The organism is Sideroxydans lithotrophicus ES-1, from assembly GCF_000025705.1.
GTDB classification, from domain to species: domain Bacteria; phylum Pseudomonadota; class Gammaproteobacteria; order Burkholderiales; family Gallionellaceae; genus Sideroxyarcus; species Sideroxyarcus lithotrophicus.
Window position 1 is genome coordinate 1,947,245 of the sequence record NC_013959.1, and the last position, 25,376, is coordinate 1,972,620.

At 54.4% G+C, this 25,376-nt stretch carries 35 protein-coding genes; 12 read left to right on the plus strand and 23 right to left on the minus strand.

What is annotated here, in order from left to right; translation table 11 throughout:
- Positions 1-29: 29 nt before the first annotated feature.
- The 23 genes from SLIT_RS09595 to SLIT_RS09715 all read right to left on the minus strand — a co-directional run bounded on the left by SLIT_RS09595 (position 30) and on the right by SLIT_RS09715 (position 16,050).
- A complete protein-coding gene (locus SLIT_RS09595) occupies positions 30-1,034 on the minus strand; it encodes an SU10 major capsid protein (RefSeq protein ID WP_013030042.1) in 1,005 nt (334 codons plus the stop codon).
- Between the two features lie 28 nt (positions 1,035-1,062).
- Positions 1,063-2,469, minus strand: a complete 1,407-nt coding sequence (locus tag SLIT_RS09600) for a DUF6582 domain-containing protein (RefSeq protein WP_013030043.1) — start codon at positions 2,467-2,469, stop codon at positions 1,063-1,065.
- A 63-nt stretch (positions 2,470-2,532) separates the two neighbouring features.
- A complete protein-coding gene (locus tag SLIT_RS09605; RefSeq protein ID WP_013030044.1) occupies positions 2,533-3,036 on the minus strand; it encodes a hypothetical protein in 504 nt (167 codons plus the stop codon).
- 10 nt (positions 3,037-3,046) lie between these two features.
- Positions 3,047-3,268 carry a hypothetical protein gene (locus SLIT_RS09610; RefSeq protein ID WP_013030045.1) on the minus strand — a complete coding sequence of 74 codons (222 nt, stop codon included), beginning with the start codon at positions 3,266-3,268 and terminating at the stop codon, positions 3,047-3,049.
- A gap of 2 nt (positions 3,269-3,270) precedes the next feature.
- The gene (locus SLIT_RS09615) at positions 3,271-3,486 is read right to left on the minus strand and encodes a hypothetical protein (RefSeq protein WP_013030046.1); all 216 of its coding nucleotides are present in this window, start codon (positions 3,484-3,486) and stop codon (positions 3,271-3,273) included.
- 31 nt (positions 3,487-3,517) lie between these two features.
- A complete protein-coding gene (locus SLIT_RS09620) occupies positions 3,518-3,826 on the minus strand; it encodes a hypothetical protein (RefSeq protein WP_013030047.1) in 309 nt (102 codons plus the stop codon).
- Positions 3,816-5,162 (minus strand): phage portal protein, encoded by a 1,347-nt coding sequence (locus SLIT_RS09625; protein WP_013030048.1) that lies wholly within the window; start codon positions 5,160-5,162, stop codon positions 3,816-3,818. The genes SLIT_RS09620 and SLIT_RS09625 overlap by 11 nt, the downstream gene beginning before the upstream one ends.
- A 16-nt stretch (positions 5,163-5,178) precedes the next feature.
- On the minus strand, positions 5,179-6,534 hold the full coding sequence (terL, locus tag SLIT_RS09630) for a phage terminase large subunit (RefSeq protein ID WP_190272127.1): 1,356 nt from the start codon (positions 6,532-6,534) through the stop codon (positions 5,179-5,181).
- Between the two features lie 73 nt (positions 6,535-6,607).
- On the minus strand, positions 6,608-7,084 hold the full coding sequence (locus tag SLIT_RS09635; RefSeq protein WP_013030050.1) for a DUF2280 domain-containing protein: 477 nt from the start codon (positions 7,082-7,084) through the stop codon (positions 6,608-6,610).
- Positions 7,085-7,116: 32 nt separating this feature from the next.
- Positions 7,117-7,773, minus strand: a complete 657-nt coding sequence (locus SLIT_RS09640; RefSeq protein WP_041420838.1) for a putative metallopeptidase — start codon at positions 7,771-7,773, stop codon at positions 7,117-7,119.
- A gap of 419 nt (positions 7,774-8,192) precedes the next feature.
- Positions 8,193-8,471, minus strand: coding sequence for a hypothetical protein (locus SLIT_RS09645; RefSeq protein ID WP_013030052.1), 279 nt, complete (start codon positions 8,469-8,471; stop codon positions 8,193-8,195).
- Positions 8,468-8,839 (minus strand): hypothetical protein, encoded by a 372-nt coding sequence (locus SLIT_RS09650; RefSeq protein ID WP_013030053.1) that lies wholly within the window; start codon positions 8,837-8,839, stop codon positions 8,468-8,470. Before SLIT_RS09650 ends, SLIT_RS09645 begins: the two co-directional genes overlap by 4 nt.
- On the minus strand, positions 8,836-9,030 hold the full coding sequence (locus SLIT_RS15970) for a hypothetical protein (RefSeq protein WP_013030054.1): 195 nt from the start codon (positions 9,028-9,030) through the stop codon (positions 8,836-8,838). The genes SLIT_RS09650 and SLIT_RS15970 overlap by 4 nt, the downstream gene beginning before the upstream one ends.
- Before the next feature lie 106 nt (positions 9,031-9,136).
- Positions 9,137-9,367, minus strand: a complete 231-nt coding sequence (locus SLIT_RS09660; RefSeq protein WP_013030056.1) for a hypothetical protein — start codon at positions 9,365-9,367, stop codon at positions 9,137-9,139.
- Complete coding sequence (locus tag SLIT_RS09665) at positions 9,364-9,795, minus strand: RusA family crossover junction endodeoxyribonuclease (RefSeq protein WP_013030057.1); 432 nt, start codon at positions 9,793-9,795, stop codon at positions 9,364-9,366. Before SLIT_RS09665 ends, SLIT_RS09660 begins: the two co-directional genes overlap by 4 nt.
- On the minus strand, positions 9,792-10,151 hold the full coding sequence (locus tag SLIT_RS09670) for a phiTE_015 family protein (RefSeq protein WP_150102990.1): 360 nt from the start codon (positions 10,149-10,151) through the stop codon (positions 9,792-9,794). The genes SLIT_RS09665 and SLIT_RS09670 overlap by 4 nt, the downstream gene beginning before the upstream one ends.
- 372 nt (positions 10,152-10,523) lie before the next feature.
- Positions 10,524-11,063, minus strand: coding sequence for a DUF1367 family protein (locus SLIT_RS09685; protein ID WP_013030061.1), 540 nt, complete (start codon positions 11,061-11,063; stop codon positions 10,524-10,526).
- A complete protein-coding gene (locus tag SLIT_RS09690) occupies positions 11,060-11,710 on the minus strand; it encodes a DUF6475 domain-containing protein (RefSeq protein WP_013030062.1) in 651 nt (216 codons plus the stop codon). The genes SLIT_RS09685 and SLIT_RS09690 overlap by 4 nt, the downstream gene beginning before the upstream one ends.
- Positions 11,697-12,443, minus strand: coding sequence for a phage replication initiator YdaU family protein (locus tag SLIT_RS15280; RefSeq protein ID WP_013030063.1), 747 nt, complete (start codon positions 12,441-12,443; stop codon positions 11,697-11,699). Before SLIT_RS15280 ends, SLIT_RS09690 begins: the two co-directional genes overlap by 14 nt.
- Positions 12,444-12,445: 2 nt before the next feature.
- Positions 12,446-14,977 carry a DNA methyltransferase gene (locus SLIT_RS09700; RefSeq protein WP_013030064.1) on the minus strand — a complete coding sequence of 844 codons (2,532 nt, stop codon included), beginning with the start codon at positions 14,975-14,977 and terminating at the stop codon, positions 12,446-12,448.
- On the minus strand, positions 14,974-15,276 hold the full coding sequence (locus tag SLIT_RS09705) for a LexA family transcriptional regulator (protein ID WP_013030065.1): 303 nt from the start codon (positions 15,274-15,276) through the stop codon (positions 14,974-14,976). Before SLIT_RS09705 ends, SLIT_RS09700 begins: the two co-directional genes overlap by 4 nt.
- The gene (locus SLIT_RS09710; protein ID WP_013030066.1) at positions 15,273-15,656 is read right to left on the minus strand and encodes a hypothetical protein; all 384 of its coding nucleotides are present in this window, start codon (positions 15,654-15,656) and stop codon (positions 15,273-15,275) included. The genes SLIT_RS09705 and SLIT_RS09710 overlap by 4 nt, the downstream gene beginning before the upstream one ends.
- Before the next feature lie 154 nt (positions 15,657-15,810).
- Positions 15,811-16,050 carry a transcriptional regulator gene (locus SLIT_RS09715; protein ID WP_041421213.1) on the minus strand — a complete coding sequence of 80 codons (240 nt, stop codon included), beginning with the start codon at positions 16,048-16,050 and terminating at the stop codon, positions 15,811-15,813.
- 80 nt (positions 16,051-16,130) lie between these two features.
- Between SLIT_RS09715 and SLIT_RS09720 the strand changes: the two genes are divergently transcribed.
- The 12 genes from SLIT_RS09720 (at position 16,131) to SLIT_RS09765 (ending at position 25,168) form a co-directional block, all read left to right on the plus strand.
- On the plus strand, positions 16,131-16,487 hold the full coding sequence (locus SLIT_RS09720; protein ID WP_150102991.1) for a helix-turn-helix domain-containing protein: 357 nt from the start codon (positions 16,131-16,133) through the stop codon (positions 16,485-16,487).
- 53 nt (positions 16,488-16,540) lie between these two features.
- Positions 16,541-17,020 (plus strand): hypothetical protein, encoded by a 480-nt coding sequence (locus SLIT_RS09725; RefSeq protein WP_041420839.1) that lies wholly within the window; start codon positions 16,541-16,543, stop codon positions 17,018-17,020.
- Entirely contained in the window at positions 17,017-17,469 is a 453-nt protein-coding gene (locus SLIT_RS09730) for a hypothetical protein (RefSeq protein WP_013030070.1), read from the plus strand. The genes SLIT_RS09725 and SLIT_RS09730 overlap by 4 nt, the downstream gene beginning before the upstream one ends.
- Before the next feature lie 487 nt (positions 17,470-17,956).
- Positions 17,957-18,211: a hypothetical protein gene (locus SLIT_RS15975; protein ID WP_013030071.1), complete on the plus strand. Its 255-nt coding sequence runs from the start codon at positions 17,957-17,959 to the stop codon at positions 18,209-18,211.
- Between the two features lie 99 nt (positions 18,212-18,310).
- A complete protein-coding gene (locus SLIT_RS16290; protein ID WP_013030072.1) occupies positions 18,311-18,442 on the plus strand; it encodes a hypothetical protein in 132 nt (43 codons plus the stop codon).
- 340 nt (positions 18,443-18,782) lie between these two features.
- The gene (locus tag SLIT_RS09735) at positions 18,783-19,694 is read left to right on the plus strand and encodes a hypothetical protein (RefSeq protein ID WP_013030073.1); all 912 of its coding nucleotides are present in this window, start codon (positions 18,783-18,785) and stop codon (positions 19,692-19,694) included.
- Positions 19,695-19,763: 69 nt separating this feature from the next.
- Positions 19,764-20,756 (plus strand): hypothetical protein, encoded by a 993-nt coding sequence (locus tag SLIT_RS09740; protein ID WP_013030074.1) that lies wholly within the window; start codon positions 19,764-19,766, stop codon positions 20,754-20,756.
- Between the two features lie 2 nt (positions 20,757-20,758).
- Positions 20,759-22,447: a lambda-exonuclease family protein gene (locus SLIT_RS09745; protein ID WP_013030075.1), complete on the plus strand. Its 1,689-nt coding sequence runs from the start codon at positions 20,759-20,761 to the stop codon at positions 22,445-22,447.
- Positions 22,448-22,475: 28 nt separating this feature from the next.
- Positions 22,476-22,760: a KTSC domain-containing protein gene (locus SLIT_RS09750; RefSeq protein ID WP_013030076.1), complete on the plus strand. Its 285-nt coding sequence runs from the start codon at positions 22,476-22,478 to the stop codon at positions 22,758-22,760.
- Positions 22,760-23,230, plus strand: coding sequence for a hypothetical protein (locus SLIT_RS09755; protein WP_013030077.1), 471 nt, complete (start codon positions 22,760-22,762; stop codon positions 23,228-23,230). Before SLIT_RS09750 ends, SLIT_RS09755 begins: the two co-directional genes overlap by 1 nt.
- 15 nt (positions 23,231-23,245) lie before the next feature.
- The gene (locus SLIT_RS09760) at positions 23,246-24,271 is read left to right on the plus strand and encodes a hypothetical protein (RefSeq protein WP_013030078.1); all 1,026 of its coding nucleotides are present in this window, start codon (positions 23,246-23,248) and stop codon (positions 24,269-24,271) included.
- A gap of 51 nt (positions 24,272-24,322) precedes the next feature.
- Positions 24,323-25,168, plus strand: a complete 846-nt coding sequence (locus SLIT_RS09765) for a four helix bundle protein (RefSeq protein WP_013030079.1) — start codon at positions 24,323-24,325, stop codon at positions 25,166-25,168.
- Positions 25,169-25,376: the final 208 nt, after the last annotated feature.

Genomic DNA, 25,376 nt, shown 5'->3' on the forward strand with positions numbered 1-25,376 from the left:
GGACGGCTTTCAATCTGCCCGCTAATGGATTACGGACGCAGTACTTGCACTACGCTATGAGCGTAGCTCGCACCTTTGAAGATCGCGGTGTCGAACTTCACGCCCACGAACTGGCCAGACAGGTTACCCACCAAGCCCAGTTGGAACAGGCGAGGATTGGGGTTGTACTCAGCACCGGAGATCACGGCGATCTCGACTTCATCCTCGCACATGATCACGGCGTAATAGCCCTTGATATTTGCGGGAGTGGCAGTGAAGCCGTAAGCAGCTGTAGAAGCTGCAGTAGTCGGCATGAACGCATCGGCAATCAGCGGCAACTTACCAGCCTGTGTGCTGATTGCAGCCACAGTCACGCCCGCAACGACTTCCACGCTGTCCAAGGTGATGCGGCTTGCCTTGGCTTCTTGGTCGATGTAGTCGGCCAACAGCGGGTTGAGGTAGATGGCGCTGATCTTGCCAGCCAGCTTGTAAGTCTGGTTCGCCAACATCACAGCTACTTGAGACTTCAGGCCGTCGATGATCGATGCGCCATTGGCGATGGTGGCTTGCTGAGTGATCTGCGCGAGGCCGCCCATCCACTCCAATGTGGTCGGAGCGGACATGCTTGTATCAGTACCAGCCCACAACATCGAGGCGCGCTTCAGTTCCACAGCGGTGATGATGTCGTTGACATCCTTCGCCACCACGGAAGCGAACTGACCTTGCTGCTCAGTCACGTCCTTGTCGAACTGGCTGATGTTGCTTTGTGCAGTCACGGCCTTGATAAAGGCAGGACGCTCAACGCGGGTCGGACCAGTTGCAGTTGCAGAAATGTTGCGCGGATCAACGGCAGCACCAGATGCCAGAGCGGTTTGCTCGAAGTAACGGTGCGGGTGGCCGGTTGCAGGCTTTTGTTCGATACGCTGAAGGGCCACGCTGGAACGACGCAGCACGTCCATGATCTCGCGATCGAACTCGGGAACTTCGATGGCACCGGTGCCCAGGTAATCAGCGGCAGCCGACAAATCCATCAGTTTTGCTTGGATATTACTCATGTATGTCTCCTAATTGTCGGATGGCTGATTACTTGCGGCCAGCAGGCATAACGCCAGCTTCACGCAACTTCAGCTTGGTTTCGATGGCCTTGGTACCTTTGATGCCAGCAGCATCAAGGAACTTGTCGACCATCTCCGTTGTGACCTTGCCTTCTGCAGCGACGTCCTCGCCGATGCCAGCCTTGGCCAACAGAGATTTGATCTCCGGGCTCAGAGTCTTACGTTCGGGAGCGGCTGCATTGGTGAAGGCCTTGGCTTGCAGGTCAGTCAACTTGGTACCGAGATCAGCAACGCTGGCGGTAATTGTTTCCAGCTGCTTGGTCAAACCCGATGTCTCAGCGGCAGACGCGGCACTTGCAGCAGCCGCATCGGTACTGAAGAAATCGTGGTCACGGTAGACGTGTGGCAGCTTGCCCATAGCGGCTTCGGCTTCCATACGTGCGGCCATGTGACGCAATACCTTCACGTGGCCTTGGGTTGCATGCAGACCGATACCGGCAGCTTCCATGCCATCGGCGCAGGCGCGCAGTACATCGGCATGCGGTTTGACGATATGGGTTACGCCAGCAGCATCAACGGATGCGTTGGTTGTTTTTGCTGCCTTCAGCTCGGTTACTTCTTTGCCGATGGCGGCAATGCTTGCGCTCAATGGGTCGAGCAATTTCTTCAGTTCTTCAATAGTCATTACGATCTCCGTATCAGAGGTGTCGGTCTGGGCCGTAGCCTCAAGCGACGTTGTGGTATAGGCCGCCAACTCTTTGTAGAGAAGCGCTGCGCCCGTGAAGATGCAATAGTCAACAACCCAAGGGTCGGCTTCCACGTCGCGAATAGCAGCCTGGCACTCGTAACTCCAGCCCAACCTGCTCTTTTCTGCGCGGATACGCTGACATTCATCGGGAAAGTCGTTTGCGTAAAAAAATCCGGCGATCCAAAGTGCATCGCCTTCAATGTATGCCTCGGTGATGAGGCCAATCTTTGCCTTCTTGTCGTGTCCGTCAAAATCTGGCTTGTAGTCGACGGCCATACCAAGCAGGCTTGGAATCGCTGCTTCTGCCACATCCGTTGGGATGTACGTTTGCTTCCCGCTGCTGCCATGTGGGGGCGCATCGGAAGTCTGGTCAAGGCGGGTCATTACCCCCTTGAATGGCATCTTGTTCGGGTGTTCTCCGGTCGGCATGTCCAGCGCCATGGCTTCGAATGTGAAGCTGGTTGCGTGGACTTCCCACTTTGTGGTGTTGATGTCGAGGTCGTGTGCCCGACGGATAATTCGGCGACGGGCTTCGCTGCGCTCGTCGTCGGTCAGGTCTTGTGTCTTCGGCAACATAGACCACGCCATCTTGACGTGCGCCTCATCATGGATGGGCAATACGCGCTTCCCCGGCACAGCAAAATCGCTGTCCTTGAGTTCTTCGCGCTGCTCTTTGGTGAGTGCCATTCATTGACCCCGAAATAAAAAAGGCCGCCCGGAGACGGCCTAACTCGCACTGGTTTACTTGTGTTACAGGATTGCTTTGATGCGGCTCAGCAACGTGGCGACTTCGCCTTCAACCTCATCTTCCACGGCAACAAGCTTTGCCTTGAATTCGGTCAGGTGAACCAGGAAGTTTTCCAGAGCACCATGCGACGCATGGTTTGCATCAGCCTGTGCAGCTTTAGCCGCGGTGACGATGTGCTCAGACAGTGTGACAACCTTCTCTGTGGCTGCTTTCGCAGAGGTATCGGCGGCCGTATCCAAGGTAACGAGGGCAGCAGGATCCTTGGCTTTGGCCGCAGCAACTTCATCAGCAGTCAGCTCAACATATTTACCATCGCCGTCCAGTTTGAACAGCTTGAGCGAATCCGACGTGTTGGCAATGTCGTTCGCGGTAGCCACATCATAAGAACCGTCCGCGATCTGCACATACAAGGCTTCAGCATTCGTTTGTGGCGCTGTTTTATCTGCGGCACCCGTCTTCTCCTTGTCGCCCGACTGATTGCCAGTCTTTTTTTGATTCTTTGCCATGATGCCTCCTTTACAATGCCGCAAGCAGGTTGGTCAGGTCTGTAGCGACGGTGCTATTCACAATGCCACCAGCCGCGTTGATCTGAGCAACCAGCAACTTCAGCTCGCCGAGCTTCACTTCCAGCTGGTTTAATCTGGCCAGCTGAACGGAATTGGTATACGTCGGTGCCGTCACTGCAGTCTTTTCGGCTGCCACCCGCGCCACTTGGGCGTTAGATTGTTGGGAGGCCATGATTAAGCCAGCGCCGTGAGAGCTGCATTAATCGCCGTCAGATTCGTTCCAGCCGGAACGTTGGCGGCAAGCACAGTGAGCTGCAGCTTGACCTCGGCAATCGTGGCATTGATGGCGGACAGCATGCCTTGCCCGTCTTCATATCCACCAGCTGCTTGAACAGCGGCTTTTTCGGCGGTCAGCAATTGCATTGCGGCAAGCGTAGAGAATGTGGTCATGATCTATTCCTTGTGTGAGGTTGTAGAGAAATTAACCGGTGACAATCACGTCGAACGTACCGGCTGCCAATGTGTTGGCGGCAAGGCGCGGCGTGAGTGTGACGTTGAAACCGGTGGCCGTCTTGCCAGACACGAACCAGGTGGCATCTTGGCCGGGGTTGACGGCAACCGCGTAGTTGGCTGGCAGACCCGCCATCGCGACAGCAACAACAACGGCCAGTCCAGCACCACCGCCTGCTCCGTTGGCAACGCCCATTTGCACGCCGAGAATGACGCGATCCTGTGTATTCGGCGTAGAACCAGCCGGAGTTTCTACCGAGTGAACAACTTTATTTCCCATTTTTTGATACTCCTATGTTGTTAATGGGCTCTTCGCCCGGTGATCTCTTCTCTGCAATTGCCAACTGCACGTCGGCATAGGTCAAACTGCCCCACTTAGATTCAATCGGTGGCAACCCCAAGCGGGCACGTTGTTCATCGGGCGTCATCGCATTGTTCTTGTAATACGTCTCGAATATCTTTGCGGTGGCTTCTTCGTCCTCGCGATCAAGGCCGAGGAACTTCAGTTCGATCTGGCTGAACCCGAGCTTGCCTTCAATGGCTTCGCGCGTCAGGTAAGCCGAGAAGTTAGTTGCCATCGGAATGATGGCTCCGCTCCAGTCGCGGTCATCAGAGACTTCAGCTGTGCTGCGATTTACATCAGCCTCAATGGAAAGGTCTTGCGGGCTGATCTCGAATGCCGTCGCAATCTCGCGAATCAGCATCTCCTGATATTTCAGATACAGCGCATCGTCCTTACCTTCATGCAGCTTGAGAACTTCGGCGCCATCGCCGCCCAGCATGGGAACTTCGCCCTGTCCTTCGACCTCATCACGCCACCAGCCGCGCATTGATTCAAGAGTGGATTTATCCGCGCCCTTGAAAACCAGCATGTTTCTCGGTGCGCCATTGCTGGCAACATTTCCAGCATAGTCGGATACACCCAGCAGGCGGCTGATACTATTGAAGGCAATCTCCAGACAGCCGATACCAAACGGATCATTGGTGTTCGGGTCCTTGCGGATATAGATCAGCTGGTCATTGGTCAGTGGAATGCCTTGCACACCGCCGACGTTGCCGTATCCCAGCGTCTGGGAATATCGCGCCTCGTTCTTGTCGCCAGTCCAGCCTGCATAAACTTGAATTGAGGAAGCGTCGACTGGCCACATCCACAGCGGCCGCATCTTGTCGCCTCCAACTTCCTGCTCGATCGCTGCCGCGCCGAAAGATAGATAGTCCTCCCCCGCCTGTTCGATCATCGTCCGGAACGAGTCGTCATGGTTCGGCTTATTAAAGCAGGATGTGACAATCTCGATCTGGCGCTTGATCTCCGGCGTGAGCTTTACGTTCGCCTTCGGGACAATCTCCCACTTCAGGCTGGCGACAGCTCCTTTAACGCGGTTGATCGCGCGGCGCGCATATACAGTTCGACCAAACTTGCGCAGATTCGACGGCGTTGGCTTGATCAGCGGCCGGTCTTTCTGGAACCGCATGCTGCCCAGGTTCATCAGCCTGGCGAATACCGTTGTTTCGCGCTCCGGCATCTTGCGCGTGCGGCCAGCCCAGATGGCCATTGCCAACCTATCGCCCGCCCAGTTCGATACGCGCTGGACAAGTGAGAGTTTTTTTACGGCCATCGTCATTTCCTAGGGGCTAGATCACCCATTGAGTTTTTTGCGGGAGCACTAGCTCGGTAAATGCACGGGAAAGCCCGTCTATCTGGTCGTCATAGCGCCCATTCGGGAACGTTCGCATCTCGTCAACCAAGGCATCATTCCAGCCAGCGCGAAGCATTAACACGTTGCCCGCGTTCACTTGTGAGGCAAACGGCTCGGCTCGCGTGAGTTTGTCGCCAGATTCCGGCGATGAAACAACGGTGAAGCCAATCAACATCTTGGATAGATACGCGACTTGCGTCTTACCGGCTTGACCAGGATCCTGTGGCAAACTGATTTTTGTCTCGTAGCCATCGCGCTTCGCTGTATTCAGCAGTGCTTCGTCGCGCTCATCCGGTCCATATTGAACGCGCACCATGTCGGAAATCAGCACGCGACCGTCTGGTAGCAATCCCATCCTCGGGCCTGCTGTCCAGTCGCCATCGTCTTTGGTTGCTGCCAAGTCCCAGCCACGCGCCCACTTGATGCCGGAAATCGGCAAGGCGTCAATGATCGCTATCTTGTCCGGCTTGAACAGTGTGCCTTCGAGCGGAGATGGTCGCTGTTGGAACAGCGCATTCCATGTCGTCGGGCTGCTTTCAAATTGTGACCAGTGCTTGCGGTCAAACCACTCTGGCCAGAGATATTCACCCTGCTTGCGTCCCAACGGATCGTTCTCGACCTCGCAACGCGCCTGAATGCACAGGACTTCCCATTCGAACCCATCCTTGCACAGGAATTTACCGCTCTCGCCGCTCCAGTTGTCTGGCAGGATCCGGCCAGCCAGATCATCCTCATGCCAACGAGTCTGAATCAGCACAACCCAGCCACCAGGTATGAGACGGGTCAGCAGGTCATCCTTGTAGGCATCGTAGGTCTTCTGCCTGATCGTCTCGCTATTGGCCTGTTCGCGCCCCTTGATTGGGTCGTCGATAATCAGGCCGTGCGCGCGGTTGCCGGTGATGCCGGACAGAATGCCGCACGCCATATACTCGCTGCCGTTCGTCAGAGCGAATTCCTGTGCGGCCGAGCTTTCAGCTGTAAGCTCGGCATTCCATATCTGCTTGTACCGCTTCTGTTTGATGATCGAGCGAGTTCTGCGCCCCATCTTCCTGGCCAAATCATCACCATAGCTGGCCAGAATCACTCGGCGATCTGACTCGCTGCCAAGATATTCGCTCGGAAATACCACCGACGCATAACTGGACTTCGCCGAACCAGGTGGCATGAACACCATCAACCGGCCATGCGGCTTACCGCTTACCTCTTCCAGTTTCTGCAACAGAATACGATGGTGCAACGCCATCGTGGTTTCGATTGGCTTGAAGAACTCGGTATCTGGGTCTTCAGACACCGGAGCGCCTGGTATTTCTATCGCATTCGCATAATCTTGCAGACTTTCGCGTGCACGCCTTCTAATGAGAAGTTCACGCGCTGCCTCCTGCGGCGATAGCTGCGAGTTCCTCATCAGTCAAGTCCTTGGATTTTCGCGTCTCGATAGGGCCGCCATCCTTACCGGTTAGTTCGTGCTTAAATCGATTTGTGTAGCTCTCTCCGACTTCCTTAGCTGCTTGTTCAAGCAGTTGGGCGGCTAATGCCATATTCCCCTTGTCCTCGGCTTTTGCTGCCATGCGATTCAAGGCGCGCAAACGAACAGCGCGGTGGGAGATGGCAACTTGGCTGGTATCTTCAAGAAACGCCTTGCGGGTCTCTTCAAATATAGTCAGCCAACGCTTACTTAACTTCGCCGCTGCCGTCTTTCCGGGCTGATATGCCTCAACCTGCTGGAGCGGCACAATTAATCCAAATTCGGCCTTGATTGCCTTTGCTACTTGAGAAGGCGTATCGAAACACGCCAAGTCTTGAACAATGCGGCGTTTCACATCATCTGAGAGTGCCGCCATAATGAATGCCTTAACTCAAGGCCCAGTCAAAGTCAGGCCGCTTTCAATAAACAGGTTCCACATGCTCTTGCGATGTCCACATTGGCAATCGCTGGAGCGTTCTTGGATGCTTCTACCAACTTGGCGGTTGCGCCAGCAGAATTACCTGCGCCATACCTGCGCACTATCCCGACAAACTCTTCTACGTCGTGACCACGCATCTGGAATTTAGGCAACCCACTCTGGGTGAATTTGGGAGAACCAAAGGCGTCGCGCTCTTGCCCACAGTGATAAAGCTCATGCTCGACCACGGCAGCCCAGACTGCATCGCTGGCAGTTGCGGCATATAGCGCATCCAGCGTAATAACAAAGTCCGGCACATCGCCAAACCACTCACGGAGCTGCTGCTCTTGTCGCCCCTTTTGCCATGCACCACACCGGAACATCGGCATTTCGGCAGTTCCAACCACCTGGTGCGCCTGTCTGATGTATTGAACATTCGTCCACAAGAAACCGATGCTGGCTTCTCTTAGATGGATATGATCTTCGTTAAACAGGTTTCCATCTTCTTCGAGGATGACCGCTCTTACCCATGCCTCAATCTCTGGCGCCGGCAGGAACTGCCCCCATAGTGCGCCACCCTCGCTGAGCAAAAGACTTTCTGGCGGCATAGGGCGAATGCTTCCAGATCGCTGATTCTTGGCTGCCATGGGATGCTCGATAGGTGGGTGCCCAATTCCGAATATGCCTTGCGGCACATCAGGCAGCGGTATCAAAGGAGAATGAAACGTCATGCAAACGGTATCCCAGCCCATCGATGCTGAGCCACGCCGGGTGATCTTTACCTTTGCGGCTTTTACGCATCTTGCGCGATGTGGGCTGGGTGATGCTCAATCCGAGAGTACTACTGCGCGATAGGACTCGGCTCCATCTTTGCAGGCTGCTCGGTAAAACAGGGATACTGCGTGAATTCTTGCCGGTTACAGCGTCCGGCAGCCGTTTGGCTTTACGGCTGATTGTGGCTTAAAGTGCGCAGCGCTCGCCTGCCTAGATTGTCGCGCTGTATGGTGCAATGCAAAAACGCCCGCCGGAATGTACCGAACGGGCGCTTATGAATTCGCAGGGGGCATTACCCCGCACGAATACTTACACATTCTCTGACACTTTTTCCGGCATCATCTAGCACTTTCCAAGCATAGAGAGCGAAACTACCGCGAGACTTCGGCACAGACATCTTTATTTGCCCCGACTCCACCAGCGCGAGCAATACCAGAGATACAGCTGATCTGATCGCGCATCGCTCATCATGCGATGGCTTGGGATTGATGTAGTTCACGATCTGGCGCATCCGGAATTCTCGCCCAGGGTACGCAGCCAACAGCTCGATCACCTTATCTGCATGCTTCATAGTTTCCCCTCAAGCTGAACCATGACCTTGTAAACCGCATTCGACAGATGTGCCTTGTATTCACTTACCGACATTTGCGGCCGCGGTTGATGCCTTTGTGGGTATTCGGCCCTCAATGCCAACTTCGGGCCATGTGGCAGCGTCTCCCAGACTTCCTGCACAATCACGGCTCTCTCTGCGATGGGCTGGATTGAACGCACATTGTCGCTCGACCCTTCTTCGCTGACGCGACGGTAGAAGCGTTCGATTCCCTTGCAGATCGGCGGGGCTGGGTGCGGATATTCACCCAGCCAACACCACCTGGCCCAGTTGAGTAGTTCGGAATGCACCCAAGACGGATATACCCGAAAGTAAGCTATCTTTTTCATTGTCGCCCCCGGTTGAATTGCTCTCGCCGCACATGATCATCCCGGCAATCTGCATTGCAATACACGCCTTGAGCGATTGGCTCCGAGCAGTTGTAGCAATTTCCAGTCGGTTTAAGTTCGGGGAGTTTGGTAGCAAGTGCCAAATCGCGAAATCGTTGCTCTGCTTGCTCGGCCAGATCGTCGAGGCTCATTGACCCTCCTTATCGTCCAACTGCTTAGCACCCCGCATGAAGAATACGATCAGGATGCCAAAGCACATGCCAACATAGAAACCACCGACGAATATCCAAGTAGGGCTCATGCGTCTTCCTCCCTGATGAAAACTTTCCGGAAATGCTCGCAGCGTCGGCCATATTGCTGATATTTGCGCCCGCAGCTGACAAGTTCTTCTCCATACCAATGCATGCTCACGCGCTCACGGCATTGGCCGCAGGCTTTCTCTTTGCGCAGCATTTCTTCTTCGTTTCGGATGGCGACCTCTTGCGGATCGCGGTAGGCATAGGCGGGAAGGACTCTGGATTCGCTCATGCAGTCACTCCGATTTGCGTAATCTTCACCTCGGCCCGCGCTGTTTCCGAATATCGCTTGTAGCAGGAAAGGTCGATGACTTGCTTATCGTCTTGCCACACGATTTCGTTCATGGCGTCGAATATCCCCTTCACAACGTTATCCATATCGGGCTTCGTTGTCGGGAATATTTCGTGTGCAAGAGCCTGGCGTTGCTTTTTCTGGCTCCAGCTGGCCGGTGGCGTAACCCACAACCAGATGCTTACTTGGGCTGCGCCATCTATGGGCTGACGGCCGTCCATAGCCTTTGCCGCGGCCAATTTAACTAGATTTTCGTAGCTGGCCGTCTTCTCAGGTGTGTAGGTCGTGACGAACTTGCCGCGGCGCGCGAACTTTGGGCGCCCCTTTCCAACCGGTGTACCTGGCACCGTAAATGTGATTGAGGTCATGCTGGCACCTGCAAAACGTTCAGTTTCTCATTCAACGCGATGTTGGCGTCACCGAGCAATCGACATGCAAACTCATGGTTTGCACAGTCATGCTTGAGTTTGGAGATTTCCTTTTCCGCTCCTGCGGTAGCGGCTTGCCATCCAATCCACCGTTGTTGCAGGTCAGTGTTGGAGTACTCCCCTTTATCGTTCAGTTCGGTATGCCCACCATTGGCACAGCACCACTCGAACTTCTCCCTGTCAGTCAAATTGCTTTGTGTCATACCAGCCTCACAATTCCACGTTCGTTGAATACCATGCGCCGCTGAGAGCGTCCCTTTACGCAATGCATTGAACCAAGCGCATACATGCGGCATTCGCGCTGCTCCAAAACATCCATCGGTTGACGATGGCCTTCGGCCTCCTTCCAGCACATGCCGAGCCCTTTGGCGCACCCCTCCATGACGATCCACTTGCAGGTTATGCACTGGACGCTCATGTCATCAACCTCTTAATCGTGACGCCCAGCGCGTCGATCTCGACCATCTTCTTCACTTTCCAGATAAGCCGCTGGCCGTGCCATCCATCCTTTGGGTGCCGGTGGCAGTCAGTGCACAGGGCGACGGCAGTCCACGGGTTATCTTGGCTGATGTGGTGCGCTTCGCTTGGCCCGGGCATATCACAGACGCTGCAAGGCAGACTGCGGACGCGATCTATATGGGCATGCTCATGTTTGGTATAAGATTGGTTCATATGAACCCCATCATGCGATCAACAACCGCATCCAGTTCGGCGCGGTCCTTGTATGTCTTCAGCACCTCGCGCAGCAGGACGGTGGCTACCGCCGAATACAACTGCTCGAACTCCGTGTCGTCCATGTTGGCGAAGGCGATTGACTTCGCCCGGATCCTCATGCGCCCCTTCAGGTCGAATGTCTGCTCGTAGAATCCGGCCAGGATGATGATGTCCTCGCGAAACTGCTCGCGGTTCTTCTCCATCGCGCGGCCCTTGTAGCTCTTGCGCACGCGATTCGGCTCCCAGGCATCGAATCCGACATCGAGCATGGCGAAGAACTTCCGGTGGAATTTCCCGTTGCGCGGGATGATGAATTCGAGGAAGGAAATCTCCCCGGCATCCAGCGCCTTGAGGCGGTGCCAGAAGCGGTGCCACGCCTTATCCTCCTCTGGATTCGTACCCTTGAAGCACTCGAACAGTACGCGGCGGACGCCGGATAGTTCAAGCGCCTCGGAGGGCATGGGCTCGTTTGTGCGAGTAATGGCCAGCTTCATGCCGCCTCCCGATTTTCGATCCGCGACACACCATTCAGGCGATCAGACAGTCGAGTCAATCCAAGCATCTGCGACCCTTGAATTCCTTCCAACATCACGGCATTAGCTTTAGAGGCATCACCGATCAGCATTGGCTGCGCAACCTTGTGTCCCTCTTTCGCGTTGTGCGCCTCGGAGATGCCGATCAGCCTGGATGGATATTCAACGCGCTCGTTGCGAGACTTGAATCCGCGATAGCGGTTCTCGAAGTCACGCGCCACGAACGGCCATTCCTCGTCAGTTTTTTGACTAAGACCAATCCAGCCGCCCATGTCATGCAATACGCGATGGATGAGCGGATCATCAAACACAACCGTCTCATAGGGGCCAACATGCCGAACCGCTTTATCCACTTTCGACCAGGCGGTGAACGCAGCATCTTGGCTTGACCCCTGAAGCATTCGGATGATGTCGGCGATCTTCGGCATGAACTGCCCAGTGTCGGTATTGCGCAAATGACGCCCTAACGCGTCTCGCACCGCAATCAGTTCGAAGTCTTGCAGTCCTTGCCAATACAAGGCGATCACACCATCCGAAAGACGTTTACCATACTGCTCAGATACCACCTGGATGATGTCCACGAAATCATCGAATTCACGCTGTTGCATCTGCGCCTCCAAAAAGTCTGGCCCTGGCTCCCTCACGCGCTTGGTCCTTGTCGCGCTGTGGGTCGACCTTGTTGACCGTTGGCTTTGGTTCAAACAAACCCTGCCATCCAGCGGTTGCAGCGTCTGAGAGAGCTTTGGCATGGTCAAGCCCAGCATCGCGCCATTTCGACAGCTTGTTCACTTGGGCCTGCATTTGCTCCGGGATCATCTTTTTCCCTTTGCGCGTTTTTAACCACAAATCCCAAGTTGGATGATCAATCCAATCCGGCAACGAAAACGCTGACGCGTCAGCGGCTGGTTCCTTTCCTTTCCCTTCCTCTTCCTTTCCCTTCCTTTCCCTTCCTTTCCCCTTGTGCATGCACAAGCCGCGTGGGTCACGCGTCGAGCACGCGTCAAACGGGCTAGGTATATTGCTTTCTGATTCCCTGTTATTTATCACCTGATGCTCAAGGAAAGATGGGACGAAACCGAACAATTCTCCTGACTCGGACTCGTACTGCTCAATGAATCCACGCGCGGCCAACGCGTCAAGCACGCGTGAAAAGTCCAACTCATCGAATGGGAGAACGGCCAATTTGATTGTGTTTGGCTTCCATTTAAAACGTCCCTCACGATCACAAACAGTCCAAAGTCCTGCGAATGCGACACGCAATGGCAACTTTTCCTCAATCTCAGCGACGTACAAATCCTCATGCGTAAAGAACTCAGGCTTTACAGTTCTGATCCGCGCCATGGCTATGCCGCCTCCTTTTCAGTTTCAAGGAAGGAGAACAGGTCAGGCATTCCATATTCACGCTCCGCCGCCTGCAGGTACTGCACTGAGTCGAAGAAGTATGCAGAATTGAGTTCGCTGCCCTGCCCTCGGCGACCCTTCAGGATCGCGCGGTAAGGCACCGTGCCGAGGCCGCAGAATGGGTCGTAGACCAACTCATCCGGATTGCTGTAGCGCTCAATCAGGCGGTCGACGATGTCGAATTGCAGCGGGCAGACGTGCTTCTCGACGTTGCGTTGCGACTGGTTGCCGTTCAGGGTGATCATGCGATTCACGTCATGCCAGACTGCTTCATCATGGCTGCCAGGTGCCAGACTCATGAAGGTTGACGGCAGCGAGCCGCGCGCTTCCAGTTCCTCGCCGATCTTGATGTGGAACTCGTAGTCGTAGACATGTTGCAGGCTGTATTCGGTAAACGCTTTGGCGAGCTTGTCCGGTCCCATGCCAGATAGTTCCTCGGCTGTCAGTTGCCGGTTGCCGGATGAGCGCCAGAACGCATGCGCATCAACCTGCCAGCGCGCCCGGGTGTAATCGTCCTTGCTCTTCTTCACCGGCACATCGGCATAGCCGCGGCTACGGTCAGTCTGGGGCTTACGGAACAGCAGGACATACTCAGGCGAGCCGACGCCCATCTTCGTGCCGTCCTTGCACTGCTCAGACCAGCCAAGGCGGTATGTCTGATTATTCTCGCGCACTACATCGGTGATGATGGTGATCATGCCCATGTAGTCGAAGCCGTGCTTTCGCGCGTGCATGATCGCTTCGCAGTGGAACGGGCTGACGGTCGGAATTCCGGTACCAGTGACATTGCCGAACAGGATCCGGTCCTTGACGTGGCAGCAGTACATTCGCCCGGGTTTGAGGATGCGCAGCAGTTCCGGCGTAAGAAAATCCATCTGCTGCCAGAAGTGGTCGTTGTTCTCGGTATGGCCGAAGTCGTTATAACTCGGCGTGTATTCATAATGGTTTGCGAACGGGATCGAGGTCACCATCAGATCGACATGGTTCTCGGGCTGGCGCTTGGCCTCAATCACGCAGTCATTGTTGGCGACAGTGAAGCGCTCGCCGGATACCTCGATACGCTCGACGCCGATGGTTCTAGCCAGCGTGTCTTGCATGGAGAGATTGTTCAAGCCGTATTTGCGGATGATTTCTGTCACTTTGTTCACCATGTCTTTGTGTTGTTCCCACTTAGCCAACAGCGTGCGCAGGATCTCGCGCTCGGCTTCCGTATGGATGATGTCGATGCGCACCTCGAATTCCTGCTGGAAACGCTGAACGCGGTGGATCGCCTGGATGAAGTCATTAAATTTGAAGCCGATGCCGGAGAAGATTTCACGGTGACAATGACGCTGGAAGTTGCAGCCGCTGCCGGCGATGATTGGTTTGGTGGAGAGGATGCGATACTTGCCATCGCTGAAATCGATAATGCGCTGCTCCCGGGCATCGAGGTCTTGGCTACCCCAGACGGACATCGCTTCGGGCAATACAGTCTGAATCTCGCGGCGTTCGTCCTCGAGGTCATGCCATACAACGAAATGATCATCGGGCGCTTCGTTCACCAATTCGGCAGCTTTGGCGACTCTGGCACTCATGCTGTTGCGCTTCTCGGTAGCTGCAGCCTGCAGGCCAAGCGCTGCATTGTTGAATAGCAGCCCCTGCCCGTCTTTTTCGGTACCGGCGAGGTCGTAATCGCATTTGATTTCATGGAACCTGACATCCAGCGGCGGCAGGTCGTAACCCTCATCCGAGAATCCAAGGTCAGATGGCCTCTGAATGAACAGAGCCCAACTCGATACCCACAGCCAAAATTCTTCTTCCTTGTGCGGATAGAGCGTCAGGTTGTTGGCTTGCGTGCTGTCGCGCTGGAAGAAGCGCGTCAAGGCCTGCCCCGTGTCCATGATCCCGAGGTATCCGGCGTAGTGAATCAGTTCCTTGTACCGGTTCGGGCTGGGCGTGGCTGTGTTGACCAGCTTGAATTCAACTGGCGCGAAAGCGGGCAAGAACTCCTGATAGGTCTTGCTGCCATAGCTGCGCAGGACGCTGGCTTCGTCCAGATTGGACGCGCGGAACTTGCTGACGTCGATCTTTCCCTCACGCACCGACTCGTAGTTGGTCAGGTAGATGGTGCGCTCGTCGTGAATCTCGGAATCGCTTCGGATGAACCGGACGTCGATCGCATAATCGTCTTTGAAATGCTCGATGGCCTGCCCTGTGAATTCGTGGCGAACGCCGAGGGGGCACACATTCAGCCGAAGGCCTGGGCGATAGATACCGATGAGCCTGAACCACTCAAGTGCCGTGACGGTCTTGTGCAGGCCGAATGAGGCGAACACTGCGCGATTGCCGCCCTTCAGCGCCCATTGAACAATGGCGCGCGTGTGCGGTTTCAGGTGCGGATTGATCTGTTCGAGATCAACGTCAAAGCCGTCTAAAGCCGCCAGCTTGATCTTCCCTTTCAGGAATTCCAGATAGTGGTCGTAGGGAGCGTTCATTGGAATAACGCCAGCTGCCCAACCAATGGCAATCCAACCGGCCGAATAGTGATATTGCTGGCGCGTGACTTGCGCCTCGGGCGCTCGACAAGATCATGTGTCTCGTAAAGCAATTCATTTACACGGGCACTCACGATGTTGTCTTTCATCCCGAGCGCGTTGGCCAGTTCGCCTATGCACCAGTCCCCACCACTCTTTTTGATGAATTCCAGAATGCGAGTGCGCTGGGCATGAGCCTTTCCAGAATCCACATGGTTGTGGAACGAATCGATGGCCGTTTCGTGCTGGGCAATTCTCATGCTGCCGCCTTGATGTTGGCGCGCTGGATGCGCTCAAGCTGCTGCATCGCCTTGTTGAGTGTTTCGGACGCTCCCTTGATGGCATCAACCAGACGCACTTCTTCATCCTTTGGCGCTACCCGGATCGGTCTCGCATGTGACAGTTCGTCGCAGGCATACATCAGAGCGTCGTAGGATTCACAGAAAGCCATCACGCGAAGTGTCTGGCCAAAAGTCAGACGCTGATCCCCTGTCGGGCTGCAACATGTTTTGAGTCGCGAGTAAGCCGATTCAGGCTTCATGTCAGGGAAGATAAAGCTCGCCACTTGCTTGAAAGTCTTATTGCTACTGGAGATCGCGAGGGAAATTGCCTCGAACTCATCGTCATAAAACAACTTCATAAAACACCTCCATAAATTTTAGGGGTGGTTAGGGGTGTGCGTTTTGGGCAAAAAAAATAGGATGCAGTCCATGAACAAACAGACGACACAGGCAATAAAAAACCCACCAACGGCACAGGTAAGGGACCGGCAATTGGTGGGAAGGAGGAGATCATTAGGCGGCTTTCTTCCCGATCAGCTCTGGCCAGATTTGTTGCCAGTCATCTGGACGGAGGTCTTTGCGAGTTACTTGGCCGCTGGTGGCTTGCTCAATCTCGACACAGCGTTCCGCAGGAATTGGACGAATGCCAGATTTCCACTGGCTGACAGTAGGGGCAGATACAGAAAGGATGCGTGCCAATACTCCCAGCCCACCTACCGCCTCGCCTGCTTGAATAATTGGGTTCGTTTTCATATGCGACCCAATATAAGGCATTGCCTAATGCCTGTCAATAGGTATTGCCTAATTGCTTATCGAGAGGATTAAATTAGGCTATGCCTAAAAATACAGAACAACACTTGGGAGATAAACTCCGCCTTGCAATGGATGCGAAGGGGGTTAATCAGGCGGATGTCGCTAGGGAATTCGGGGTCAAGCCGCCTTCTGTTTCATCTGATTGGCTTAAATTCGGGCGTATCGATAAAAAGCATTACTCACATCTTGTTGAATACTTCGGTTTGCCATATGAATGGTGGTTTGGTGATGCCGGAGCGGATAAGAAAATTACAGATGTGATGCTTCACATGCTTAAAATGTCTGAGTCAGAGAAGAATCGCATGGTCAAAGAAGCTTTTTCTGATAAGAAACCGGAAGGAAACGGCGCTCATCCACCAAAACGGGCCTCTAAGTAACATTGTGCATGTTCAAGTGCAGCTTAAATTCAATTTTGATTGAGGTTTTCCCTATGATAAAAGAGATGATTGTCGCTGCTTTTCTAATAGCCTGTACATTACCGGCCCTTGCTGACGGTGAAAAAGGGAAAGTCCAAATATGTCGAGACTTGAAAATATCATCAATCACTGACAGATCGCCCGTTGAACTTTTAGCACCAATTTACCTAGAAAAGCGCATCGAAAGCTACGATGGAGATACCGATCAATGGATTGAAATAGCTCAAGATATAAAACTTGGAGCAAAGCCATCATGTGTGACTGTAGAAGGTATAGTTACCAGGAATACTCAGGACAAGCCAGCGCCAAAGAAAGGAAGTATTTGGAAGGCCGACGCAAATGCTAAACCTGGTCAATGGTGGGGCAAGAAGCCAGTCATCAAGAAAATCAAGATCGACGGCAAGTATGAGACTTATGAAGAAAGCGACCCAGCCAAAGGCGGAGAAATTCAAACTGTGGCATTACAAGGGCGCGCACTTGAGAATTTCAAATGACCATAGATAAAGACGATCCGCGCTCCTTATTAATCTCTTTTTTGGAAGGATTGCCTCAGACGATTCGCACCGAAGCGTTTTTATTCATAATCGTTTATGCCATTGGAACTGATGTTCCAGACAACCGTGAAGATTTTGAAAGCGTAGTGCGGGACTATCTGTCGAAATCCGGTATTCGAGGCATTGGCGCTGTTATCTGCGCGATTGCAGTTATAGATCATCATTTCTTTGATGTGGCAGCCAAGTTCGAGGCAGCAGAATCTATGTTAAAAGAACTGAGCTGCTCGAAACCTGATTTTCCTCAAGACTCCCTACTTTCTATACCTCTTCGCCGTCGCCATGCGGACCTGGCTTTGGAAGATTGGCAGAAGCTGCGAGCAACGAAATTAACGGCTCGTAAGCTTCAGGACTTTGAATATAGTCAACTAATGCCACCGCTGGATACATGATTAGATAGCGTTCGTATTTCATAGCACCCTCCAATTAACCCGCCCCATGCGGGCTTTTTTTCGTCCTGAGATTGCATCATACCAAAATATAAGGCATTGCCTATTGACAGGCATTAGGCAATGCCTTACAGTTCACCCATGCCGCAACTGATGCGGCTACCAGCAGAAACCGGAAAGCGCGAGAGGCAAGTCAGATTGCAGCGGTGCGCAAGTGCAGTGGAACGAGGCTGAACCGGGATGAAACCGTAGAGCAGACAGAGCAAAGCGGACTGAGGCGACCAACCAATGCAAAACGCCTTCGAAGCCTGAACAGCGTCACAGGTAGACCGCCAGCAGTGCTTTAGAAACTGGCCCGTAGCGAGACGGTGAACCGATTGTACGTTTCTGATGTGGCGAATTATTAGGGGCTAGCTCCGAACGGTCGAGCCAGAAACGCGGATAGGGGCGACGAAACAGCCCCGCCAAAACTAAATTTTAGGGATTGAACATGGCTTCCAAATCAAAAACGGTAATTCGCAATGCAAAAAGGGTTGGCAACAACTCAAGGAGCTACGACGAAAAGCACCCAGAGAATCCAATCTCTTTGCGTCCCATTGCTGATGTGAAGAAGTTTTGCTTCAAGACTGACAGCAAAGGCTTTGTTTATCTTGATCGCAAGAAATGGAATTCCCTTCTGATGCTTGGAACATTCGCAAAGCCGGATGTGATGGAAAACCGCTTCCGTATTGCGCAGGCGAAGTAATTTTGTAACGGAAACAACCATGCCACTCAAAGAGATTATCGAACAACTACGCGCCGCCACTGAGGAATTGCGCGAATCCAACGACAAAGCGGAGGCGAAATGACCAACTGGCAAGCGGAGTTTGAGAAGCACAAAGCGGCGGAGCGGCGCGAGATTCTGTATTGGACGCTGGCTTGGGGAACGTTCGGCATCGTTCTGGATACCGTTGCTCGCATGTGGTGGCAGCCATGATCTACGGCCTCCTTGTTTCGCTCAAAAACAGACGCCGACGCAATCCGAATTGGCTGGTGCGCTTCGCCCGCTGGATCGGCAGAACGAAGCGTCATTTCTTCCTTTACCGATTCTATCGAGGTCTTGGACATTCGCACAGTGAATCGTGGAGCAAGGCAGAGCGACCGCTGTGAAGTACCTCGCCACCATTCTAGCTCTCCTTTACTCCGCGGTGGCGACACCCGAGCAAGACAAAACAGAGTGGTGGCAAAAAGTCGGCGAGCCATGCAGTACGCCAACAGATCGTGCGGAAGGCACGTGCAACTTGGAAGTTAAACGAATACCTACTTGGAGATAAGAAATGAACGCACCCGATCAACATCAGCTGGGCCTGTATCACAAGTTCAACATCACCCGCACGGATGGCAAAGATGCGCCAGGCGAGAAGCATCACGGTGATGAGCATTTCGTCCTAAATCTGACCACGGACAAGAACGCCATTCTGGCCATCGTTGCGTATGCCGATGCATGTGAGGCTGAATACCCCCTGCTCGCTGCCGATCTGCGCGCCAAGATCAATCAAAGCGTGACTTCTGTAAACGAGTTCATTCAGGTGCCAGCCATCGCGTTGCCGAATGGTGCGGTCGTTCCTTCCTTCCAAATGATGAAATACATCGCCGGTCGTGGCCCAGCAGACATTCCTGTCTCTACATCCGATGCCGAACCGTTCATAAACATCAGCTATTTCGATGCTGATGCGAAAGCAGAAAGCGCAGGCTATAAACAAATTACCGCTCTCCAATCTCTGGCGGTGTCATGGGACATTTACCTGCAACCGGAAAACTGGCTCAGCGGCAAGGTCGGCGTCGGCTCGCTCAAACAAGGCTTGCACAAAGGAACCGTCGATTGTGCGCAGCCTGGCACTTACATCTCACCCGATGCCGAAGAAGATCGCTGGTTCGTTCTCTCTAACGGTGAGCGCATCTGCGACTGGTCGGGGAATCTCTTTCAATGGATGCGCGATGACCTGCATGGCGATGAGCGCGGCCTGACTGGCGTAATCCCCGCCGACTCTCTCCTGCTCACCACATGTCCTGCGCCTTCGATGAAGGACGGCACCGGCTGGCGTCCTGAAGGTGGCGCGAATTGGTCTGGCCGTGCGCTCATCCGGGGCGGCTTCTGGGGTTCCGGGTCGGGTGCGGGCGTCTTCGTTCTCTACAGCGACGGCCCCGGGTACGGGGACGACGTCATCGGCTTTCGCTGCACCAAATAGGTCTCTGAGTCACCGGTCTCAGGTCGCGGCGTAGCCGTGGCCCTCTAAAAACAACAGGAGATAACTGAAATGGAACAACAAGAAAAAGGAAGTAACCCGTTTGGGGTGGCAACGCAATCGGCTAAACAGCCAGGCAATGCCGTCGCTCAATCCGATCAGCAGCGGTCAATCGCGGAGGTGCAAGCGGCAATGATGATCGCCCGCATGAACCCGCGCGACCCGATAGCAGCCATGGACCGCATCTTGAATGCATGCACACGTCCGACTTTAGCCGATGCCGCGGTCTACACCTATTCGAAGGGCGGCAGCGACGTTTCCGGCCCCTCTATTCGACTGGCTGAGGCAATGGCGCAGGCATGGGGAAACATGCAGTTCGGTATTCGCGAACTTGACCAGTCGGGCGGCGAATCCACTGTCCAAACCTACGCATGGGATGTTGAAACCAACACTCGACGCGAAGTGACCTTTCAGGTGCCGCATGTTCGCTACACCAAGAAAGGCAGCTACAAGCTGGAAGACCCGCGCGATGTTTACGAACTGGTAGCCAATCAAGGCAGCCGCCGCCTACGCGCCTGCATTCTTGCCATTCTCCCAGGCGATGTTACAGAAGCCGCAGTAGCTCAGTGTGAGGCGACCATGAAGATCAAGGCTGATACCAGCCCCGAGGCGATGCAGAAGATGGTTGTGGCATATGAAGCGTTCGGCGTCACAAAAGACCAGATCGAGAAGCGCATACAGCGCCGTCTGGATGCAATTCAGCCTGCGCAGGTAGTGAGTCTGAAAAAGATTTACGCCAGCCTCCGCGACGGCATGAGCGCAGCGGCGGATTGGTTCGAAGTTGCTGAAGGTGGCGAAGCTGCACCAAAGCAATCAACTGGCAATAAAGATGAGTTGCCAGTATGCACACCCGAGCAGTTCGCCGACCTCAGTAAAGAATGGGAACCCTTGGTGCGCTCCGGCAAGAAGAAGGCCAAGGCGATCATCGCTACCGCCAAAACCACCATGACCTTCACGGATGAGCAACTGTTCCAGATCGATGCGTGGGAAAAGGAAGGGAGTTAATCATGGAACAACACGACTTCTTGCAAGGTTCGCCCGAATGGCACGCACACCGCGCAACCCATTTCAATGCCAGCGATGCGCCGGCCATGCTCGGCATCAGCCCGTACAAGACGCGCAGCCAGCTGCTTGATGAGTTGGCCACGGGCATCACCCCGGAGGTTGACGAAGCCACGCAGCGCCGCTTTGACGATGGGCACCGCTTCGAGGCGTTGGCTCGCCCGGTAGCCGAGAAGATCATCGGCAGGAAGCTCTATCCGATTGTCGGCACAGAAGGCAAGCTGTCTGCTTCCTTCGATGGCCTGACCATGGACGAAGCAATCTGCTTCGAACACAAGAGCCTGAACGGCGCTATACGTGCTGTCGAAACTGCTGCCGACATCCCAGAATACATTCGCGCCCAGATGGAACAGCAGCTCATGGTGTCGGGTGCCAAAACATGCCTGTTCTTGGCAAGCAACTGGAACGCTGATGGCGAACTGGTTGAAGAAATACACGTCTATTACGACCCAGATCAGGCCATGCGTGATCGATTGCTGCAAGGCTGGACTCAATTCGCAATCGACATTGAGAACTACAAGCCGCGCGTCACTGCTGAAATGCCAAAAGCTGAAGTCTCAATCGAACTGCCTGCCCTGTTCATCAATGCGCATGGCTCGATCACCAGCAGCAACATGGAAGCCTACGGCATTGCGCTCAAGAGCAAGTTGGCCGAGGTGCGCAAGATCAAGCTGATCACCGATCAAGACTTCTCCAACGCCAAGGAAGCGGCCAAGATGTTCCGCGAGCAGTGCCAGAAGCTGAAGCTGGCGAAGGAAGCCATGCTCGCCCAGACCGTTTCCATCGGTGAGGCTGCGCAGATGATGGATGCATGGGGCGAAGACCTTCGCACTACTGCGCTGCAGCTTGAAAAGGATGTCGAGAAGGAAGACTTGGCGAAGAAGCGCCTGATGGTCACCGAGGCCGCTCTCGCTTTTGCTGCTCACGTCGAAGCGCTGGAAACCGAGACTCGCCCGATCCAATTGAACTTGCAAAAGCCCGACTTTGCAGCGGTCATCAAGGGCAAGCGCAACTACACCAGCATGCAGGACGCCATCGATACCGAACTGGCGAGCGCCAAGATCGTTTCCGATGCCGTTGCCAAAGATGTACGAACCAAATTGGCATGGTGCAAGGAAACGTCTGCCGGGTTCGGTTTTCTGTTTGCCGACCTGTCGCAGATCATCACAAAGCCGCTGGATGACTTCAAGCTGGTGGTGACAACGCGCATCACTGAGCACAAAGCTGCCGAGGCAGCGAAGCTGGAAGCTGAACGTATGCGCATCCAGGCGGAAGAGGAAGTGAAGGCCCGCGCCAAGGTCGAAGCAGAACAGCGCGCAGCAGCAGAGGCTGAAGCCATTGAAGGACGCCGCAAGGCAGTCGCTCTGGCCGAGCAGGAACGTGCTCTTGCAACGAAACACCATACCCCCCCAGAGAGCCAAGCCGTCACGCTAGACGGGGCGCAGCCTTCATTAGTGAAGACGGAACCTGCTGCGCCAGTTACCGCAAAGGTAATTCCAATTCTCGAATCGGCTCCGATCCGTCCGCTTGACATTGAAATCATCGATGCTGTTGCCGAGCATTTTGGTGTCGAGTACCAGACAGCAAAAGATTGGGTTCTCGAAGTTGCAGAGAATCTTGCAGTCGCGGCCTAATTTTCCAACCACACGAAAGGCAGAAACCATGAACACTGAAACCAAAGAACGTCCAGTCATCGCGATGGACAAGGTGGAATCCTCGCAGATCGCCGCCATTGGTCACCATCCGGAAACCAACACGCTCGCCATTCAATTCGCGGCCAGGTCCGGTACCGGCAGCATCTACCACTACTCGAACTTCACAGCCGAGGACTTCGCGGCCTTCAAGGGTGCTGAGTCCATTGGCAGTCACTTCGGGAAGGTCATCAAGCCGAATCCCGAGAAATATCCGTTCGTGAAGGTCTGGCCAGCTTTGCCGGAGGCAGTGTAATGGCCCTCGAACTCGAAGACAGCATCTGCTCCCTCAAGCACATCAACGCACGGAAAGAAGGCTCAGAGGACGACAAGGAACTGGCCGTCGACCTCAAGATTGAAATCGACGAAGCCGCCGTTGATGTCCTGCCGCAATTCGCCCCCAGCCTGCGCGGCTTCATGTTCGATAAAGACGCCGTGCGCTTTCCGCAGATGGGCGCCGTCAAGTGGAGCGGAGAACACGTCAACATGGAAATCGAGTTGTGCGGGTTCATCTTCAAGGAAGCACGTCTCTCTAAGTTCGAGATCGAGCCTTACATCGAACCGCGCGGCCAAGACTGGGAGGATTACGCCGACTTCCAGCGCATCAAGCTCACGCTGAGCTGTTCCTTCAAGCCTCAAGGTTCCGAGATTGCCTCTATGGCAGAACTGTTGGGCGAAGACACGAAGATCAGCATCCGTGCCCGTCAGCAAGAACTCGCAATCTAACCGGAGACATTATCCATGTGCAATCGCCACAGCTTCATCCTCACCCGCGCCGGCAAAGTTCTAGACGGACTCGGCCTTACTGACCATCACACAGAAATTCTTGAACTACACGGATTTAAAAATACCGACGACACTGTAAACAAAGGTGAGTGGCAGCCACCAAAAGGATGGCCCGATGCAGATTGGGAAGACGGATGGACAAAAGACACGACTGTATTTGAATACAAGAAATCACATCTTGATGCCATTGGGCGCCATTTGAAAAAACTCTATCCAACCATGGCCGAGTGGGATGCGGGCGATAAGCTGCGCGAACTGTCCAAGGCGGAATGCGACGAAGCCAAACATCTAATGGCAGACAGTGAATTCATCGTTGTGCCGCAAGTCACGCTGCCGGACGGCCTGGTCGTTCCATCCTTCAAAGTCGCGAAATATCCGATGTCTCGCCGCGCCAATGCCATTCCGGTCAGCGTTGCATCCGACAAACCATGGAGCAGAGTTTCGTATCACTCAGCTTGCGCTGTCAGCGCCCGTGTCGGCCTGCAACTGATTCGTGAGACGCAAGCGCTGGCAATCGCTTACGACATTTACCTCCAGCCGGAAAACTGGACAGGCGGCAAGGTCGGTGAAGGGCAACTGTTTCAAGGCATCCGCAAAGGCAACGTTGGCAGCGCACAGGCAGGAGATTGCGAGTCAAAAGACCCAACAGAACGCTCCTGGCATCAACTGAGCAACGGCGAGCGCATTTATCACTTCGCCGGAAACATCTTCACATGGGTGCATGACGATGTGCAAGGCGACGACAAAGGATTGAGCGGCAAGATCACTGCTGACTCCATATCGCTCACCACCTCCCCGCATAAATCCTGCGAGAAGGGTGTCGGCTATATCCCTGATGGTGCCCGAGATTGGTCTGGCCGTGCGCTCATCCGGGGCGGCTTCTGGGGTTCCGGGTCGGGTGCGGGCGTCTTCCATCTCGGCGGCGACGACCCCGAGTACGGGGGCGGCGGCGTCGGCTTTCGCTGCACCTTCGGTCTCTGATCACTGGTCTCCGGTCGCGGCGCAGCCGTGACCTAGCCAAATAGGATAAACATGAACGAAACACAACCCACCGCCGAAGAGCTGTCCCAGCATAGTCTCCGCACCTTCAAAGGTATTGAAGTCGGGCTTGGACAAGCCGATCCGATTGCAACCATCGCAGCCAAGCTGGAAGAACAATATCCGGGTCATCTCATCCTGGTGCAAGCTGGCAAGTTCCTCCATGGCTACGACAGATCGGCCTATGCCCTCGCCATTCTGAAGAAGTACCAGCTCAAGTTGGTCGGAACTGCGGCCGAGCCGCATATTCGCGTCGGTTTTCCGGTTGGTAACTTCAAGCGCCGATTGTGGACCGTTGTAGAAGAGTTCGGCATTCCCTATGCGGTGGCGCTCGGCACCTTGGCCATCGGTCGCACGATCTATGTGTCCAGTCAGCCCACCGGCAACAGTCAGGTGCTGGAATCGGTATTACCTAATGTCATCGCGGACGTGATTGATGACCTCAAGCAGCGTGGCGAAGTGAACAAAGCCGCTGCCCAGCAACTGTTAACCAATCCAGACAACACCAGCTTCCAACTCAAGACGAAGGCCAAGGAACTAGACCTGCAGTTGCTTCAAGACATCATCAAGATGCCGCGCGATCTGCGCGCAACCTATGGGGAAAATCTCCGCGTATGTATCGGCAGGATCCTGCGCGGTGCAATGGCTTACGGTCTGGAAGATAACAAACCCCAGTTGCTCAAGTCCATTTCCGCCGATGTGGACATGCTCAAGCACTATCTGGCACAGGCTCCACGGTTAAACGGACTCAAGCTCGCATTCGAGCATCGAGCCGGTTTAGCCGTTGAGCTTGGCAAGCTTGTTGGCGGTCTCATTCGCTTGCAAGGAGTTCAGCCATGACTCAGCAAAGGGGATTCTCTGAAAGTCTGGCCATGCGCTCATCCGGGGCGGCTACTGGAGTTCCGGGTCGGGTGCGGGCGTCTTCAATCTCAACAACGACAACCCCGAGTACGAGGACGACGACATCGGCTTTCGCTGACCCAAGAAATAAAAGCTTAGACGTTGGGCACGCCCTCGGAAAGCAAACTCTTGGTCGAGAATCTCCTGG

Bases quoted from the DNA above. Each gene is read 5' to 3' on its own strand.
- SLIT_RS09755 (WP_013030077.1), top strand. From the start codon at position 22,760: ATGGCCCTCGAACTCGAAGACAGCATCTGCTCCCTCAAGCACATCAAC.
- SLIT_RS09710 (WP_013030066.1), bottom strand. From the start codon at position 15,656: ATGAAGTTGTTTTATGACGATGAGTTCGAGGCAATTTCCCTCGCGATC.
- SLIT_RS09760 (WP_013030078.1), top strand. From the start codon at position 23,246: ATGTGCAATCGCCACAGCTTCATCCTCACCCGCGCCGGCAAAGTTCTA.
- SLIT_RS09705 (WP_013030065.1), bottom strand. From the start codon at position 15,276: ATGAGAATTGCCCAGCACGAAACGGCCATCGATTCGTTCCACAACCAT.
- SLIT_RS09670 (WP_150102990.1), bottom strand. From the start codon at position 10,151: ATGCCGCATGTATGCGCTTGGTTCAATGCATTGCGTAAAGGGACGCTC.
- SLIT_RS09725 (WP_041420839.1), top strand. From the start codon at position 16,541: ATGATAAAAGAGATGATTGTCGCTGCTTTTCTAATAGCCTGTACATTA.
- SLIT_RS15975 (WP_013030071.1), top strand. From the start codon at position 17,957: ATGGCTTCCAAATCAAAAACGGTAATTCGCAATGCAAAAAGGGTTGGC.
- SLIT_RS09720 (WP_150102991.1), top strand. From the start codon at position 16,131: ATGCCTAAAAATACAGAACAACACTTGGGAGATAAACTCCGCCTTGCA.
- SLIT_RS16290 (WP_013030072.1), top strand. From the start codon at position 18,311: ATGACCAACTGGCAAGCGGAGTTTGAGAAGCACAAAGCGGCGGAGCGG.
- SLIT_RS09640 (WP_041420838.1), bottom strand. From the start codon at position 7,773: ATGGCAGCCAAGAATCAGCGATCTGGAAGCATTCGCCCTATGCCGCCA.
- SLIT_RS09610 (WP_013030045.1), bottom strand. From the start codon at position 3,268: ATGGCCTCCCAACAATCTAACGCCCAAGTGGCGCGGGTGGCAGCCGAA.
- SLIT_RS09745 (WP_013030075.1), top strand. From the start codon at position 20,759: ATGGAACAACACGACTTCTTGCAAGGTTCGCCCGAATGGCACGCACAC.
- SLIT_RS09750 (WP_013030076.1), top strand. From the start codon at position 22,476: ATGAACACTGAAACCAAAGAACGTCCAGTCATCGCGATGGACAAGGTG.
- SLIT_RS09740 (WP_013030074.1), top strand. From the start codon at position 19,764: ATGGAACAACAAGAAAAAGGAAGTAACCCGTTTGGGGTGGCAACGCAA.
- SLIT_RS09645 (WP_013030052.1), bottom strand. From the start codon at position 8,471: ATGAAGCATGCAGATAAGGTGATCGAGCTGTTGGCTGCGTACCCTGGG.
- SLIT_RS09660 (WP_013030056.1), bottom strand. From the start codon at position 9,367: ATGAGCGAATCCAGAGTCCTTCCCGCCTATGCCTACCGCGATCCGCAA.
- SLIT_RS09730 (WP_013030070.1), top strand. From the start codon at position 17,017: ATGACCATAGATAAAGACGATCCGCGCTCCTTATTAATCTCTTTTTTG.
- SLIT_RS09685 (WP_013030061.1), bottom strand. From the start codon at position 11,063: ATGAAGCTGGCCATTACTCGCACAAACGAGCCCATGCCCTCCGAGGCG.
- SLIT_RS09715 (WP_041421213.1), bottom strand. From the start codon at position 16,050: ATGAAAACGAACCCAATTATTCAAGCAGGCGAGGCGGTAGGTGGGCTG.
- SLIT_RS09635 (WP_013030050.1), bottom strand. From the start codon at position 7,084: ATGGCGGCACTCTCAGATGATGTGAAACGCCGCATTGTTCAAGACTTG.
- SLIT_RS09625 (WP_013030048.1), bottom strand. From the start codon at position 5,162: ATGGCCGTAAAAAAACTCTCACTTGTCCAGCGCGTATCGAACTGGGCG.
- SLIT_RS09650 (WP_013030053.1), bottom strand. From the start codon at position 8,839: ATGAAAAAGATAGCTTACTTTCGGGTATATCCGTCTTGGGTGCATTCC.
- SLIT_RS09595 (WP_013030042.1), bottom strand. From the start codon at position 1,034: ATGAGTAATATCCAAGCAAAACTGATGGATTTGTCGGCTGCCGCTGAT.
- SLIT_RS09690 (WP_013030062.1), bottom strand. From the start codon at position 11,710: ATGCAACAGCGTGAATTCGATGATTTCGTGGACATCATCCAGGTGGTA.
- SLIT_RS09605 (WP_013030044.1), bottom strand. From the start codon at position 3,036: ATGGCAAAGAATCAAAAAAAGACTGGCAATCAGTCGGGCGACAAGGAG.
- SLIT_RS09615 (WP_013030046.1), bottom strand. From the start codon at position 3,486: ATGACCACATTCTCTACGCTTGCCGCAATGCAATTGCTGACCGCCGAA.
- SLIT_RS09600 (WP_013030043.1), bottom strand. From the start codon at position 2,469: ATGGCACTCACCAAAGAGCAGCGCGAAGAACTCAAGGACAGCGATTTT.
- SLIT_RS09765 (WP_013030079.1), top strand. From the start codon at position 24,323: ATGAACGAAACACAACCCACCGCCGAAGAGCTGTCCCAGCATAGTCTC.
- SLIT_RS09665 (WP_013030057.1), bottom strand. From the start codon at position 9,795: ATGACCTCAATCACATTTACGGTGCCAGGTACACCGGTTGGAAAGGGG.
- SLIT_RS09700 (WP_013030064.1), bottom strand. From the start codon at position 14,977: ATGAACGCTCCCTACGACCACTATCTGGAATTCCTGAAAGGGAAGATC.
- SLIT_RS09735 (WP_013030073.1), top strand. From the start codon at position 18,783: ATGAACGCACCCGATCAACATCAGCTGGGCCTGTATCACAAGTTCAAC.
- SLIT_RS15970 (WP_013030054.1), bottom strand. From the start codon at position 9,030: ATGAGCCTCGACGATCTGGCCGAGCAAGCAGAGCAACGATTTCGCGAT.
- SLIT_RS09620 (WP_013030047.1), bottom strand. From the start codon at position 3,826: ATGGGAAATAAAGTTGTTCACTCGGTAGAAACTCCGGCTGGTTCTACG.
- SLIT_RS15280 (WP_013030063.1), bottom strand. From the start codon at position 12,443: ATGGCGCGGATCAGAACTGTAAAGCCTGAGTTCTTTACGCATGAGGAT.